This window comes from Halocatena halophila, from assembly GCA_027563145.1.
GTDB classification, from domain to species: Archaea; Halobacteriota; Halobacteria; order Halobacteriales; family Haloarculaceae; genus Halocatena; species Halocatena halophila.
This window is the reverse complement of record CP071306.1, coordinates 1,468,329-1,482,650: the sequence shown is the minus strand read 5'-3', so window position 1 is coordinate 1,482,650 and position 14,322 is coordinate 1,468,329. Positions and strand designations below refer to the sequence as shown.

At 57.7% G+C, this 14,322-nt stretch carries 17 protein-coding genes; 9 read left to right on the top strand and 8 right to left on the bottom strand.

The features are described 5' to 3' along the window. Positions 1 to 8: 8 nt before the first annotated feature. Positions 9 to 482: a pyruvoyl-dependent arginine decarboxylase gene (locus JXQ78_RS07900; protein ID WP_330630229.1), complete on the top strand. Its 474-nt coding sequence runs from the start codon at positions 9 to 11 to the stop codon at positions 480 to 482. 71 nt (positions 483 to 553) lie between these two features. After that, on the top strand, positions 554 to 886 hold the full coding sequence (locus tag JXQ78_RS07895) for a DUF5811 family protein (protein ID WP_330630228.1): 333 nt from the start codon (positions 554 to 556) through the stop codon (positions 884 to 886). 6 nt (positions 887 to 892) lie between these two features. Here JXQ78_RS07895 and JXQ78_RS07890 read toward each other — a convergent pair whose 3' ends face one another. Beyond that, positions 893 to 1,078 carry a hypothetical protein gene (locus JXQ78_RS07890; protein ID WP_330630227.1) on the bottom strand — a complete coding sequence of 62 codons (186 nt, stop codon included), beginning with the start codon at positions 1,076 to 1,078 and terminating at the stop codon, positions 893 to 895. Positions 1,079 to 1,143: 65 nt separating this feature from the next. Further along, the gene (infB, locus tag JXQ78_RS07885) at positions 1,144 to 2,952 is read right to left on the bottom strand and encodes a translation initiation factor IF-2 (protein ID WP_330630226.1); all 1,809 of its coding nucleotides are present in this window, start codon (positions 2,950 to 2,952) and stop codon (positions 1,144 to 1,146) included. Positions 2,953 to 3,083: 131 nt separating this feature from the next. On the opposite strand from infB, the gene JXQ78_RS07880 reads away from it, so the two are divergent. From JXQ78_RS07880 to JXQ78_RS07870, 3 genes are read left to right on the top strand one after another with little or no spacing between them, the layout of a single operon-like run. Next, positions 3,084 to 3,320 carry a PRC-barrel domain-containing protein gene (locus JXQ78_RS07880; protein ID WP_330630225.1) on the top strand — a complete coding sequence of 79 codons (237 nt, stop codon included), beginning with the start codon at positions 3,084 to 3,086 and terminating at the stop codon, positions 3,318 to 3,320. Positions 3,321 to 3,324: 4 nt separating this feature from the next. Next, positions 3,325 to 3,780, top strand: coding sequence for an NOB1 family endonuclease (locus JXQ78_RS07875; protein ID WP_330632806.1), 456 nt, complete (start codon positions 3,325 to 3,327; stop codon positions 3,778 to 3,780). Continuing rightward, a complete protein-coding gene (locus JXQ78_RS07870) occupies positions 3,777 to 4,886 on the top strand; it encodes an NAD(P)/FAD-dependent oxidoreductase (RefSeq protein WP_330630224.1) in 1,110 nt (369 codons plus the stop codon). Before JXQ78_RS07875 ends, JXQ78_RS07870 begins: the two co-directional genes overlap by 4 nt. A 1-nt stretch (position 4,887) precedes the next feature. Here JXQ78_RS07870 and JXQ78_RS07865 read toward each other — a convergent pair whose 3' ends face one another. From JXQ78_RS07865 to JXQ78_RS07855, 3 genes are read right to left on the bottom strand one after another with little or no spacing between them, the layout of a single operon-like run. After that, complete coding sequence (locus tag JXQ78_RS07865; RefSeq protein WP_330630223.1) at positions 4,888 to 5,391, bottom strand: amino acid-binding protein; 504 nt, start codon at positions 5,389 to 5,391, stop codon at positions 4,888 to 4,890. 1 nt (position 5,392) lies between these two features. Further along, complete coding sequence (hisB, locus tag JXQ78_RS07860; protein ID WP_330630222.1) at positions 5,393 to 5,980, bottom strand: imidazoleglycerol-phosphate dehydratase HisB; 588 nt, start codon at positions 5,978 to 5,980, stop codon at positions 5,393 to 5,395. Between the two features lie 55 nt (positions 5,981 to 6,035). After that, the gene (locus JXQ78_RS07855; RefSeq protein ID WP_330630221.1) at positions 6,036 to 6,893 is read right to left on the bottom strand and encodes a M99 family carboxypeptidase catalytic domain-containing protein; all 858 of its coding nucleotides are present in this window, start codon (positions 6,891 to 6,893) and stop codon (positions 6,036 to 6,038) included. 588 nt (positions 6,894 to 7,481) lie between these two features. On the opposite strand from JXQ78_RS07855, the gene JXQ78_RS07850 reads away from it, so the two are divergent. Together JXQ78_RS07850 and JXQ78_RS07845 are read left to right on the top strand one after the other, a co-directional pair. Then, positions 7,482 to 8,141, top strand: coding sequence for a hypothetical protein (locus JXQ78_RS07850; RefSeq protein ID WP_330630220.1), 660 nt, complete (start codon positions 7,482 to 7,484; stop codon positions 8,139 to 8,141). A gap of 172 nt (positions 8,142 to 8,313) precedes the next feature. Then, entirely contained in the window at positions 8,314 to 9,081 is a 768-nt protein-coding gene (locus JXQ78_RS07845; protein ID WP_330630219.1) for a hypothetical protein, read from the top strand. A gap of 122 nt (positions 9,082 to 9,203) precedes the next feature. On the opposite strand, the gene JXQ78_RS07840 is transcribed toward JXQ78_RS07845, so the two are convergent. Further along, a complete protein-coding gene (locus JXQ78_RS07840) occupies positions 9,204 to 9,566 on the bottom strand; it encodes a hypothetical protein (RefSeq protein ID WP_330630218.1) in 363 nt (120 codons plus the stop codon). A gap of 378 nt (positions 9,567 to 9,944) precedes the next feature. Between JXQ78_RS07840 and JXQ78_RS07835 the strand changes: the two genes are divergently transcribed. Next, positions 9,945 to 10,598, top strand: coding sequence for a hypothetical protein (locus tag JXQ78_RS07835; protein WP_330630217.1), 654 nt, complete (start codon positions 9,945 to 9,947; stop codon positions 10,596 to 10,598). Between the two features lie 20 nt (positions 10,599 to 10,618). On the opposite strand, the gene JXQ78_RS07830 is transcribed toward JXQ78_RS07835, so the two are convergent. Then, positions 10,619 to 11,257 (bottom strand): helix-turn-helix domain-containing protein, encoded by a 639-nt coding sequence (locus tag JXQ78_RS07830; RefSeq protein WP_330630216.1) that lies wholly within the window; start codon positions 11,255 to 11,257, stop codon positions 10,619 to 10,621. 186 nt (positions 11,258 to 11,443) lie between these two features. On the opposite strand from JXQ78_RS07830, the gene JXQ78_RS07825 reads away from it, so the two are divergent. Further along, the gene (locus JXQ78_RS07825) at positions 11,444 to 12,643 is read left to right on the top strand and encodes an MFS transporter (RefSeq protein ID WP_330630215.1); all 1,200 of its coding nucleotides are present in this window, start codon (positions 11,444 to 11,446) and stop codon (positions 12,641 to 12,643) included. Between the two features lie 93 nt (positions 12,644 to 12,736). Here JXQ78_RS07825 and JXQ78_RS07820 read toward each other — a convergent pair whose 3' ends face one another. Next, positions 12,737 to 14,155 (bottom strand): DUF6498-containing protein, encoded by a 1,419-nt coding sequence (locus tag JXQ78_RS07820; RefSeq protein WP_330630214.1) that lies wholly within the window; start codon positions 14,153 to 14,155, stop codon positions 12,737 to 12,739. Between the last annotated feature and the right edge of the window lie 167 nt (positions 14,156 to 14,322).

Here is a 14,322-nt window from a genome sequence, read left to right as displayed (position 1 = left end):
TTCAGTCAATGGGTCTGATTAGAATCGTCTGGGGAACAGCGACGGCCCCGACAGAAAAGGCCTCCTACGATGGGGCGCTTGCGGAGGCGAATATCCACAACTACAATCTCGTTCAGCTATCATCGGTCATCCCACGGAGTGGCACACTCGAAGTTGTCGGCGCTGCACCCGATCTTGGCCCAACCGGAACACAGCTCACCGTCGTGCAGGCGCGTGAAACCGTCACAACTGGTGATGCGGTCGCCGGTCTCAGCTGGGCGACCGAAGGCAACGGCCGCGGTATCTTCTATGAAGCGAGCGGCACTGATCCAGATGCCGTCACCACGAAACTTGCCGATGGCATAGCGGCCGGTCGCGAACTCCGGGACTGGGATTTTTCCGATACCGGACAGAAAATCGTTGGCGCACCAGCACAACCGGGTGACACCTACACCACTACCGTCGTTTGTGCGGTCTATGGCAACGCTCGACCGATTCTCTGAACTATTGAAACGTGGTTGACAACCTGGCGAATCAGCATCATTTATATGTCTCGTTCCCATTTACCGGTCGAATGCACGGCAATGCACCCTATGCAGATTTTGCCGACGAGGAGGAACTTTCTTCGGAGCAGATCACCACACTGCGCGAAGATGTGGCAACGGTAAGCGAACGGACGCGCGCGCTGTTGCCCGATGAGTTCGTCGTCGGCTCGGAACTCAGAGCGAATCCCGACGGTACGCACGGGGCTGTGAGCGTCCAGCCTCCCGTTGGACAGGCAATCTCCACGGGAATTCCGATCGACGCCAGCGAACAGGAACACGACACGCTCGCACACGAACTTGCGGCCGGTGCTGCACTCCAGGTCAAACGCGCGCTCTCGGATGTCGAGCCGACAGCCTGTTAGTCTGACCTATCCTTTCGGCGGCGGCGCGACGAACAACGCGTATCCCAGCACCAGCAATGACGGAATCCCACCAATTACGAGCCCTACCGTCGCTGATACACCTGTTATCGCACTTATCAGTAGTCCTATCACCACTGGCAACGCCATCGCGGCAAGCACCACATCGTAGGAACTCACGAAGGCGCTGATCATCTGGATGAAACGACGGCACCCACCTAATTAATAGTTATTACCTCAAACTGTTGTGGTCCGCGAGTTCACTTCCCCCAGAACGGGTCGACGGTCCGCCGGTTGTCGAGATAGCGCCCGAGTGCCTCGCGTTCGTCGGCTGGAATCTCGTCTTTGAGCTCCTGTTCGAGGATTTTGGCGTGTTTCTCCGGAATCTCCGTCCACAGATCGTCGCCCTCTTCGATCTGCCTGCCGACAGTCGGGCCATCGATGGAGACGCTGACGCGTTCTCCAGCGCGTGCGGAGTCGATGTCTTCGCCCTGTGATTGAATCCCTTTGAGAATGCCAACCCGGGTGGGCTCATTGCCATCGAAGCGAACGACAGGTGAGTTTCGATAGAGCGTACCAGACATGATTTCGACGCCAACGACGGCCGGATCGGATTGTCTGAACGTGTGATCGTCGAGGATTCGGAACGTACAGGGATGCAAAATGTTCTCGAGAACGGTGTCTTGTTGTGCCCGCTCGATCTCATCGACGAACTCCTCATACTCCTCGACGAGCTGGTAGATCACGTCGTCAGAAAACAGACGGATCTCCTGTTCGTCGGCGCGGTCCAGCGCATCGTCGAGGATGTCGACGTTGAACGCCAGAATTGCCCGATTGGTGGGCTCTTCGGCGGTTGATGCGACGGCTACGTCGCGTGAAGCCACGTCGCCGACCTCCGCGCGAACGATGGGAATCTCCACCTCCTGGAGCGTGTTGGCTATTGCCTCGAGACTACCGAGTGTGTCGGCTTTGACGACGACACCGCTTTCGTCTGTCGAAACGGCAAACTCGGCGAGTTCGGCTTCGACTGCCTCAAGGACGGCCGCCTGTGACTGATCGCGAACGACACGCACCGGTGCACCTGCAATCGCGTCCCCAAGGTCTGGGGCAGCGATCTTCACACCCGCGGCGGCCGTGACTTCATCAGTTTTCTCAAATTGCTTTTCCGTCCGGATTTCGCTGAGCTCGCGCGGTTGCAACAGCGCTCGAACGTCGGTGACGATCGGTTTGTGTGATCCCCCAACGACGATCGTATCATCGGTCCGGATCGTTCCGTCGTAGAGGACCACATCGAGCGTCGTGCCAAAGCCGCGTTCGTCGGTCACCTCAAGGACGGTTCCCGATCCCGGTCCGGTGGTGTCTATCGCCATCTCGTTTTTCATATAGCGCTGGGAGAGTCCCATCAACACCGTGAGCAGATCCGGAATCCCTTCGCCAGTGAGCGCGCTCAGGGGAACGAGTCCTGCGTTCTGCTGGAAATCCCTGACCTGCCAGTACATGTCGGCCGAGATGTCGTGATCGCTGAGCTCGCCGATCAACTCATAGAGCGATTCGTTGAGCCGCTGGCTCGTTCGGTCGGACTGGGCCTCGAGACTCTCCTGTACGGGGCCGGGCTCCTGTGTGTTCCAGCCAGGTGTGGTGTCGATCTTGTTGGCTGCGACGACGAAGGGCGTCTGTGTGCGCTTTAGAATGTCGAGCGCCTCGATCGTCTGTGGTTGAAAGCCGTCGTTTACGTCGACGACGAGAATTGCGATATCGGCCAGTGCACCACCACGAGAGCGTAGTGTCGAAAACGAGTGATGCCCCGGCGTGTCGATGAACAATAGGCCTGGGAGATCGAAATCGTCCGGATTGACGAGCTGACCGGCGATGTCGGAGATGATGTCAAGGGGCACCGCCGTCGCACCGATGTGCTGGGTGATCGCACCGGATTCACCCTGTGTCACCGCAGACCCACGTATTTCGTCTAACAAACTCGTTTTTCCGTGATCGACGTGTCCCAGAACGGCGACGATTGGCGTGCGGAGGTCGCCACCCTGGGCGTCGGTATTGGTATCCGTATCAGACATAACTCACCCGGAGAGAAACTCCTTACAGGCCAGTAGCCGCCTGCCGGGTTAAGTCTTAAGACACCAGCGTCTACGTGGTTCCTCCGGACGTTCCCCCGCCTTTATATACTACCCTCTGGTATGTCGAATATATGCCCACGATCCTCGCCGAGAACCTTTCGGAGAAGGCAATTACGGGTTCTGACGGCACGTACATCGGCATTCTGCACAACATCACGATGAACGTCGATAATGGGAAACTCGAGAACCTCATCGTCGATCCAAAAGACGGGGGGAATGAGAACTTCGCGACGAACGATTACGGCCACTATCTCATTCCGGTCGATCGCGTCACTGCTGTGAAAGATCATGTCATCGTCCGACGATAACGAAATGCACGTTCTCGACGCTTCTGCGTTCATTAAAGGGTACGACACGACTGACAGGACAGCGACTGTTCCACGTGTCCGTGAAGAGCTTACCGACGAAAACGGCTATCGGTTCGATGCCCTGGAGGGCAGCGGGATGCACGTCCACGTGCCCGAACAGGCTGCTATTGAGCACGTCGAGCGGACGGCGCGCCAGACGGGTGATTTCGGCACGCTTTCGGAGACCGACATTCGGCTGTTGGCCGCTGCTGTCGAGCTTGATGGTACCCTTGTTACCGACGATTACGCCATGCAAAACGTCGCAGAACGGCTCTCGATCGCCATCGATGGGATCGACCAGGAGGGAATTACCGAAGAGCGCGACTGGCAGTTCATGTGTGTCGGCTGTGGGCGTGAGTTCGATGAGAACCCCGGTCGCTGTCCCATCTGTGGGAGCGAACTTTCGAGAAAACGACCGTGAGAGTTGCAATCGTTGGTGCCGGTGCGGTAGGCACGACCACGGCTGCAGCACTCGCCGACCGCGGCGTTTCAGTGACGCTGTACGACCGGACCGAGATCGGAGACGACGCTGCAAGCAGCGGTCGGGCAGCTGGGCTCTGTTATGACGCCTACACTGACCCGCTCGATGCCCGTCTCGGTAGCCGGTCGATGGAGCGGTTTCGAGAGCTCGACGGAGCTGGCAGAATCGAATTCACCGACTGTCCGTATGTCTGGCTCGTCCGTGCGGGAGATACCGAGGGGCGTGATGCCCTTCGTGATGGCGTCGATCGGATGCGTTCGAACGGGCTGGCCGTATCAACGATCGACGGTGAAACACTGGGCGAGCGCTTTGACACGCTGGCCGTTGAGGACGTTGCACTCACAGCCTGGGTGGAAAACGCCGGCTACACCGATCCGGGTGCATACACGCGTGCGATGGGGTCGCTGGCGGCCGACCGTGGTGCGACGATTTTCGAGAAGACGCCTGTGGGTATCGATCCCAACGGGACGGTCAGCACGCCGGCCGGCCGAGAATCATTCGATGTGGTACTGGTAACGGCCGGTGCACACACGCCCTCGCTACTGGCTGATGCCGGCCTGCCAGTTCCGATCAAGCCCTACCGCGTCCAGGCGCTCACCACCGACGCAATCGACGGCGACGTTCCGATGCTGTTCGATGCAACGGGTGGCTACTATCTCCGTCCAAACGGCGATGGGTTATTCGTTGGTGATGGCACCGAACCGATCGAGCGCGATCCGGAGACGTACGACCGAGCGGCCGACGACTGGTTTTTGTCGGCCGTCGATGGGTATCTCGAAACGGCGATCGATCGAACGCTCCCTGTAGAACGGTCATGGGCTGGGCTGTGTACGGCCACCCCTGACGGCGATCCGCTCGTTGGTGCGCTCACCGACACTGTCTACGTTGGCGCTGGCTGGCAGGGACATGGCTTTATGCGCGCGCCAGCGATGGGTGAACGTCTCGCCGAGGCCATCTGTGATGGCACACCGTCTGGACCGTTTTCACCGACGCGGTTCGACGGCGACGAAGAGTTCGAAATCGTCGAAGGGATGGATCTCGATTGAGCTACTCGATCTCGATTCGACGGACGAATTCGAGCGACTGTAACTCGTTGAGCAGCTCTCCTGGCAGCTGCGTGTCGATGATTACGGTCAACGAGGGCATGTCGGCAAACTCCGGATCTTCGGTAAACAGCTGTCTGATCGAGATGTCGTGGCTCGCAATGTGGTCGATCATGTCAGCTGCGATCCCCGACTCGCTGGCATCATCGACGTAGACAGTGAGGACCGTCAGATCCAGCACGGGTGCGAGATCTTTGAGCGACGGCACGGCAGAGATGTTCTGAAAAATCCGTCGCAGCGTTTCATCATCCAACAGCTCGTCGGTTGTTGCATCGACAACCCGCCGGTCAACGTCGATTTCACGGGCGATCCCGGTGTTTGGGATTTCGATTCCGCCCGAAACAACACGCCCGTCGTCGTTGACAGAAAATCCTCGTTCGAGCAACAGCCGCACGACGGCCTGCTGGCTCGGACTGTTCTCGAATTTCTGCATGATCTCGTCGAACATCTCAGAGCGCTCCCTTCGTCGATGGCGTATCAGACCGACGGTCATCGATCCGCGTGGCGTCGTCGAGCGTGCGGGCAACGCACTTGAACAGCGCTTCGATCTCGTGGTGGGCGTTCTCGCCTGTAACGTCTGCGTGGACCGTGAACCCGCCATTCATTGCGACCGACCGCAGCCAGTGGGCAGCCAGCTGGCTCGTCATCTCACCAACCTGCTCCTGGGAGAACGTTCCCTCGAACGCACACAGTGGACGCCCGCTCAGATCGACCACGACCGATGCGACGGCTTCGTCCAGGGGAATTCGTCGGTCTGCAAACCGGTTGATTCCACGTCGGTCGTCGAGCGCCGTATCGATAGCCGAACCAAGGGCGATTCCAACATCCTCGATCGTGTGGTGGTCGTCGACCTCCAGATCGCCCTCTACACGGACAGTGAGATCGAACAGTCCGTGTTTGGCGAACGACGCGAGCATGTGATCGAAAAATCCGATTCCCGTATCGACGGTCGCATCACCGTTCCCGTCGAGATCGAGCGTCAGGTCGATCTCGGTTTCTGAAGTAGACCGCGAAATTGCTGCGTTCCGATCGCTCATAGTCGGATCTCACGGTGCTCGTACAAGGTGGTTGCGCTGTTTTTCCGCCGATGGATTAGGGGAGCTGGTCGATCAGCGTGCTCATCCGTCGGCTATCGTACGGCGACCACCCGTTGTTCGTGGGGATGCCATCGTGTGGCCCTCGTCTGGTGGACAGTTCCTGAATCACCCCTTTCGTGAGCGATTCGTGGTATCGCTGCCGGTCTGTGAGCTCGAGTTCGCTGTACGTTTCGATGAGAAACGCGGGAATCCGCTGCTCGAAGGCGGCCCGTTTTACAAGCACACCGGATGGGCGCTCGCTCGGTCTGGGGAGTGACCGTGGATGGAACCGATTTTCGGCCCGATCGATCGATCGGTTCTGGCGACTGACGAGTTGACTGACTCTCGATCGAACCCCTTCGAATGGCGGATATGCGATCGACTGGCCGAGCTTGCCGTCGATATAGCGTCCGGACGATTCGTGGAGATCGATGATCACGTCGGGCTGTGATCGCTCGATGAGCCCCCAGAGTGCTCGTGCTAACGGCGTTGTCGGGCGTTCGCCGATTGGAAATTGGCGGTTCAGATCGCCGTTTGCCTCTCGTGTCTCGTTTGCGACCGCAACTGTGTTAGCTCGGGGGACAACGATCGTCTCGCCCCGAGTCGGCTTCCAGCGAGCGAGTCGTTCGGCTGCGAGATACCCGGCGCGTTCATTGCCGTGGACACCACCGATGATCAACGCGGTCGGTCCTGGTTCCCTCGCGGAGTTTTGAAAAATTGGTGTCGCCTGTTTTGTTCCTTTTCGGAGCACCACGCTAGGCTTTGTCCGCGTAGCAGCTCCCTTCCCAGCGGTACAGAGCCCGATAACGCCTGTACTGATTGCTTTCATAAACGATCGCCGACTCGATCGACTCGATAGTCCCAACACCTGCATTATTGTACTAAAATCCACGACTAATTAATATCGATTACCAAGGCTAAAATTAGTACAATATATTAAAAAATAAATATTACTGGGATAGATACAGATGGAATGAGGGCCCACGAAAGTAGCCGTACACGATACAAACTGTGACTCGAGTGGCTACCAATAGAACGTTATGTCTCTTTGGAGAAATGAATATGATGGGTGTGTTGATATTACCCTGCGCATTCTGGTGCGGGAAACTCGAGTCAAGCGAATTGAGGATTTGTGAACCTCGCAAACCTTCGGTTTGCTCAGCGTTGGGATATTAGGGTTTGCAGTCTACCACTTGTTCCCTCGGTGAGAATCCACAGAACAAGTCATGAAGGTAAACTCTGGACTGTGTCGCCAGACTACGTCTGGCTACTAACCAGAAACACGAAGCGTTTCTGGCGAAGTGGCTGAACGAAGTTCTGCTGATCAGCCAGAAATGCAAAGCATTTCTGGCGAAGGGGCAGGTCTTCTCCTTGATTTCGTATAACTTATCTCCGGAGATGTTTTCCTAACGGACGAGCGTGTCGCACTACTCGTTCGATACATCGACACACCGAACGTTCTATGACTGACAAACAATACACACGACGGGCGGTTGTTGGTATTGCGTCCATTGGAATCGGGAGTTCGCTTGCCGGCTGCACGGACATCTACCGCGATATCGGTGCAAGCACGGGCGACTCGGACGACGCTTCCTCAGGAGGGGAGGGCCAGGGTGACAATGGTGGTTCCGGTGGAAATGATGGTGGTGGTTCCAACAACGGCGGTGGTGATGGCTCCAATGATGGTGGCAATGGCGGCTCAGACCCATCGGTACCGGATGAGCCATGGGAAGAGCCCGAACCGATCAACGGTCCGATCGATGAGGGTGATTTCGACGATCGGATTAACGACGTTGACATCATCAACACGATCGAAAATGGCGATGGCTACGCAGATTTCGACGTACAGGTTGGTGCCAACAGCTGGATGAAGGATGTTGATCCCGAACCGGATGAACCGGGCGAGCCGTATTTCGCCGTGAAGATCAATGACGTTCTCGTGACGCGGTCGGACACTGTGGCCTATCGAAAACAGGGCTCCTGGGAACTCGACATCCCCACGGGGGCGCTTGAGCAGTTTGATGCTGGCGAGCTAGAGGTCAAAATCCTACTGCTAGAGGCGGATAAATCGCGTGACGATCTGTTCGGCAGATGGACTGGAACCGTCACCTATCAGCCCTGAGCGCCCAACGTTTTTATCAAACAAACCGCTGAATACGCAATACCTGGAGTCTCTCCTGGAGCACTGCCTGCGGGGATCGAAAGCGATCGGATTATAATACTATCAGTATCACATGTAACTGGTAACGAACGGGAATCGCTCCGTTCGATTTTCGCGATTGAGCGATCAGTGTATGACAGACCAATATTGTTCTCGACGGACGTTGCTTGGTGTGGTTTCAGCAGGTGTAGTGAGCGTATTTGCGGGATGTACGGATCTCTATCGGGAGATCGGTGCATCGAGCGATACTGGTGGGAGTGGTGGTCAACACTCCGGTGATGACGGTTCGAGCGGTGGTGGACAGTCGTCAGGTGGTGGCGGCTCGGGTGATGGTGATTCAGACAGTGGTGGTTCATCCGGTGGTGGCGAGAAACCGACGCCGACATCGACGCCTGCAGACTCAACGACGCCTGCAGATGTGACGACGCCCGAAGATGCGACGGCAACTGACACGGCCACGGACATGCCGTCGTCGACACAATCTGATGGACCATCTGTACCGGACGAATCGTGGGAAGCGCCAGAGCCGATCAACAATCCCGATCCGAAATACGACGACCGGATCGATGATGTGGAGTTCATCAACACGGTCGAGAACGGCGACGGCTACGCAGATTTCGACATTCGCGTGCATGGAAACACTGTAATGGAGGATGTCGATCCCTCGCCGGACGAGCCGGGTGAGCCAACGTTCGCGGTGAAGCTCGATGGCGTGCTCGTCGCTCGTACCAGAGAACTCGATGACATCCCAGACGTCACCTACAATATCGACATTCCAACCGGGGCGCTCAAGCAGTTCGAATCCGGCCAGCTGGCGGTGACCGTGTTGCTGTTCGATCCGGACAAGAAATCGGACGATCTCTACGGTCGCTGGGAGGGGACGGTTATGTATCGTCCGTAGGCTGCTGTCGGTCTTTCCGTCCTAGTTGTCGGTCGTAATCCGCCCAACGGCGGGATGTTGATCCTCGAGCCCGGTTGGGCAACCAAGGCTGCGATAGCGCCCATAGGAATCGAGAAGCTCGATCAGTCCATCAGCCGCACTCGCACAGCCCGGCCGGTCGATCCGTTCGAGTGGTGATTTTGGATCTTCAGTGGGGAAGGTGAGCTGATGAATCTCGCCGGTGGCGTGATAGCGCGTGATTCGCTCGATTCCGGGCAGTGCTCGTAGCTAGTCCGCTCGCTTGCGAGATCGGCCATTGTGAGGATCTGTTCGATTCTGGTGGCGTGTGGACAGCCCGTCGATTGACAGGGCCGACACCAGGTTCTGGTGCCGATGTCCACCACGTGATAGAGCTCGGCCTCCGAGAGCTCAGATCGTGAATCGACCGTCGAGGGGTTCACGCAGTTACGATCCTCGTCTCTGAACAAAAATAGGGGAAGCGTCATCGTCGCCCCCACAGCGGACAGCCAAGATGATGATCACGGTGGCCACGAAGCTGGCGGCGACAGACGACACAGCTGTGGCTATAGACGTTCATCGAGTCGGTACAATTACGGTCGCGTGTGTTCTCCCATGGCATGGGCAATCGCATCTCGTGAGAGCCCAGCGTCGGGTGACCTAACCACCCGGCACATTCAACACGAACGCGCAACGCCCCGTGGCGCAGCTGTACCCTCGTGTTGCATTGCCTTCCCGATTGCTTATAAAGTTATGTAGGAATAATTGTGAAAGACTGTTCAGATTACAGATTATCGCTGCGGTGATCCACCAGCTTCCAAGCTAATATCCAAAAAACACTTCAGGAGATAGCACACCGAACGAGTATGCCAACGCGTCGCCGTGTGTTACAGCTCGGCTGCTTCGCGGCTGGGGGACTCGTTGGGAGCGCACTCACGAGCAACGGCGCTGGAACGCCAGCGAATTTTGGAGGCTCCATCCAGCGTCTGCCCGCAAGCGTTGCGCCCACGGCTGCATTCGTCAGACGATCGTCCGAGGACTGTCCCTACGGAAATCTGGGAGTCGAAACTCGTGTCCAGGAGTATGACCGTGGCGACCAACGATTACTGGCGTGCACCACAGAAGTGCGGGTGATCACCGGTCGTTCTGGCTGTTCGTCTGGAAAGGGACACGCAGGGGTCGATCTGAAACACACCCTGCTGGGCGAACTGGATCGCGTTCCACCGAATCCAACGCGGCGCTCGACGGTCGTTCCCACCGACGAGAGAGACTCCCACACGGCGCTGTTGAATGAAGACCACACGGAGACGACCAGCTTCTGGCGTGTGCGTCTGCGGTCTGGCCAGAAAAGCACGACCTCCTACACCTTCGCGACCACGTTCGAACGACCAGCGGATGTGACCGCCCGAACGCCGCTCCTCGATGTTACGGCCGAAGTTCCGGTTCCAAAGCTGGTGTATGGAACCCACACAATGCAACTGACGGCGACGCTGAGATACGACGAAATCGAAGAGGCATAAATCACGCGAGTTAGATTCGCTCAGGAGCCGCCACCGGACGCCATGAACGCGTGAACGAGCCGGCTTTCGGTCCGATGGCGCAGCCGACTCAGCGCGGAGGCGTTGATCTCCAACGCCTCGGCGAGCTCAGTGAGCGTACACTCCCGTGGCGTTTCGTAGAATCCGTGCTCGATCGCTACTGCGAGAAACTCCTGCTGTCGATCGGTGAGCACCGTCGCCTGTTCAGGTGAATCCCTGACCGAGAGCACCTCAAACGGAATGTTCGCCTCCCTGAGGCCAGCTACATACTCGTCGATCCGGTCCTGGTCAGCACTGAACTCGTGGGTGTACCAGCCGGCCTCAAGATGGACTGGATAATGTGGTGGGATGCCGGCCCGTCTGAGAACGGCGTACGTCTCCGAGATTGGAATCTGAAACTGCACTAGCAACCGCCGTCGCTCCCGGTGAAGGACATCATGCGACGTGACGTGTGCATCTGCACAGAGTCGCTCGACGATCGTCGCCGGCGACTCGGTTCGAACGTCGATGATCTCCCTGAGCGTATCGCCGGAATCCTGGCTGGCAAGCAGCGTGAACTGGGCGTTCGCCATCGACTCGGAGAGACCGGCAAGCCAGTCCTCGACTGGACGCCCGTCGATACGAATTTCCACACGAGCCATTGGTCCTCTTCGAGGACACTGCCACAACTAGCTTATCCTCGGCTGTTCGCTAGTGCCATTCTGCAGCGCTATTTCCACCATATGATAAACGTGTAATCATCTACACGCTGTTATATACTGCTCTCCAGCAAGACAGTTTGGTATGGACTATCACTTACGGTCACACATTGGGGGAGCGATCCACGCATGAGCCACCAGCCCACTCGTCGGGTGACGATGTCGTTGTTGCTCGCCAGTTCGCTCACGGTCCTCAGTTCGACGCTGCTGTCGCCAGCGTTGCCGGCGATCGAATCGACGTTTCATGCGACGCCAAACGTGGCGACGTTGTCGCGGTTGGTGCTGACGTTGCCGGCCGCGCTGATCGTCGTCTCTGCACCGATTGCTGGAACCCTGGTCGATCGGCTTGGCCGGCGGTCGGTGCTCTGTGGCGCAATCGTGGTGTACGCCGCTGGGGGAACGGCTGGCTATCTGGGAACGGAACTGTGGCATCTTCTGGTTGTTCGGGCGATTCAGGGCGTCGGTGTTGGAGCGCTGACGGTGGCAACGACGACGCTCATCGCGGATTACTTCAGCGGTGACCGGCGCGATACGGTGCTCGGCTGGCAGGGAGCGACGTTCAACATCACCGGCTTTCTCTCGCTCGCGGGTGGGGGCTCGCTTGCGGCGCTGGGCTGGCGGGTTCCGTTTTTGGTGTATGGGGCCGCTATCGTGCTCGTTCCACTCGTGTTCGTCATCATCGACGAACCGGAGACGACATCGAGTTCGGATGCACTCTCATTTGATCTGCTAGAGTCCACACCGGTGGGGCTGCTGAGTGGGGTGTATCTGCTCACGTATCTCTGTGCAACCGTTTTCTATTTGCTCACGGTGCAGTTACCGTTCTATCTCCAGGGCGCTGGCGCGATGACGGCCACCGGGTCGGGACTCCTCATTGGATCGTACAACCTCGTCGCTATGGTCGTCGCGCTCAGGGTGAGCTGGATCAAACGCCGGGTTGGTCCGACTGGATTATTTGTCTCGGTGTTCGGACTGATGGGTACTGGCTATCTCATCATCGGGGAGTCCTCCAGCATCGCCGTTATTCTCACCGGACTGGTCGTTGCCGGCCTTGGATGGGGGCTGATGCTCCCGACGGCCAATCTCTGGATCGCCCGGCTGGCTCCCGAACGAATTCGCGGACGGGCAATGAGTGGCGTCACAATGACGCTGTATCTGGGGCAGTTCAGCACGCCGCTGGTGAGCCAACCGCTGATCGAGCGGCTCGGCTACGCCACGACGTTTTCGCTCGCTGGTGGGCTCGGAGTCCTCGTGGGAGCTGTGGTGGTGCTCTGGGGTCGCCGACTCTCACAGGGAACCGTCGAGACGCTGGCAACGGATACGGTGTGATATTTTCAGCTATGGCTGCTGAAGACGCGGTTTTGTTGCTCCGCTCTAGAATGACGACACCGAGATTGCAAATAGAACGCAGGGTGAGTTCAACTACCGATGAGCGAAATACCAGAGAATCTTCGGTACGATAAAGAGCATTGGTCCGCCAAACGCTAGATATCCAACGCCTCGAAGTGACTCCACCATCCGTACTCCACCGGCGATGGCCACAAGAATACCGATAACCGAAACGGTCGTCGCGCCGACAATCCAGCGATTAAGCTCCTGGAGTTCGGTCACGTCGTCGGAGAAGTCAAATGCCCGAACGAAGGCTTCCGGCTGATTGATCGGGCCGATCGTCCGCTCGCTCTCATCGTCCCAGCCCACGGTTACGTCGATCGTTCGTGTTCCCAACAGCCGATCCGCCAGTGCGGAGTTATCGGCCGCAGCGTTCCGGAGCGTCTCAATCGAGGCGCACCACTGTGGCTCGCCTGTCAGTCGATCGATCGCAACGATTCGGTCCTCAAGACGCTGATATCGCATCCAGCCGGTTGCAAGCACGCGCTCGATCAAATTACCACAGAACAGCACGCCGAACAGCGTTACCGCAACAATGACACTCATAAGCAAAATATTTCGGGGTGGAATTTCACCGACAATAAAGACTGTCCAGCAGAACCAACTCACAGAAACGGTACTGGCATAACCGAGTCCTGTCTTCGTGATCGTCCGCCAGAGTGCGGTGGCGACCGCTGCTCGTTTGTCCACGTCAAACGTTGCTGTGGGTGCGCCATCGGGCACATCAATTGGCGCAGGCGAAACGGCTTCATCCGGTCCAGCGAGCCAGCTGATGAGTCGGCCACCACCGTTGTCTTCTGCGCGGACGGCAGCCCAATCTGAGAGCGTTTTTACGCCCACAAAGCCCGCTACCACCAGCGTACCGGTACTGTCAATGTCTGCGACGAAGGTCAAGACGATAAAGAGAACGAACACCATCCGGAATGGCCGCTCGACGACGGCGTACGGGGAGGCTTCGACGTACTGTTTTCGGTGAAAGTAGCTGTAGCCGGTGTCTATCAGCTGTCCGGCAACGAGCGAAAGGCCGCCAGTGAGTACTGCTGGTTGGGTGAGTGTCGACTCAAGAGGAACAACGCTAGCGATACCGACCAGCAAAAAGACGCTGCCAAACGTGCCCCGTTCAAGTATTTCCAGTGAAAATGGAACGGTTCGCAAATGGATCGGCGGGAGCCGGTCATGAATTCTCACGCTTCCGCGTTTGTCTTTGAGACCGCTTTGGAAGTCTGTCTCTGCATCGTCGTCACGGTCTTCTTCCGGTGGCTGCTGGGCGAACAGCGCTTTCACCGCAGCGAGTGGGAACAACAGCAGAAATTCAATTCCGTAGATGACGGCGAGCGTTCTAGGATCCCAGCCGAATTGGAGGACACCAACGAGTGGAACTAAATTGCCAGTCAGCACGGGGAGGTGCCGTATCGACTGGGGAAGGGCTCGGCCATTCTGCAGCGCTGACATTCACTCTTGCATGATTCTCTCTGCTATAAACGGGTGACGGAAACGCATAGTGAAGCCAACGCTGTCGTGCTGTTTTCGTCGCAGATCAGTCGAGATTCGATTGCCGATTCTGACCAGGAAATCACTGTGAGGGGGCCTCACGACTGAACGATCCGCTCGCCGGCCTG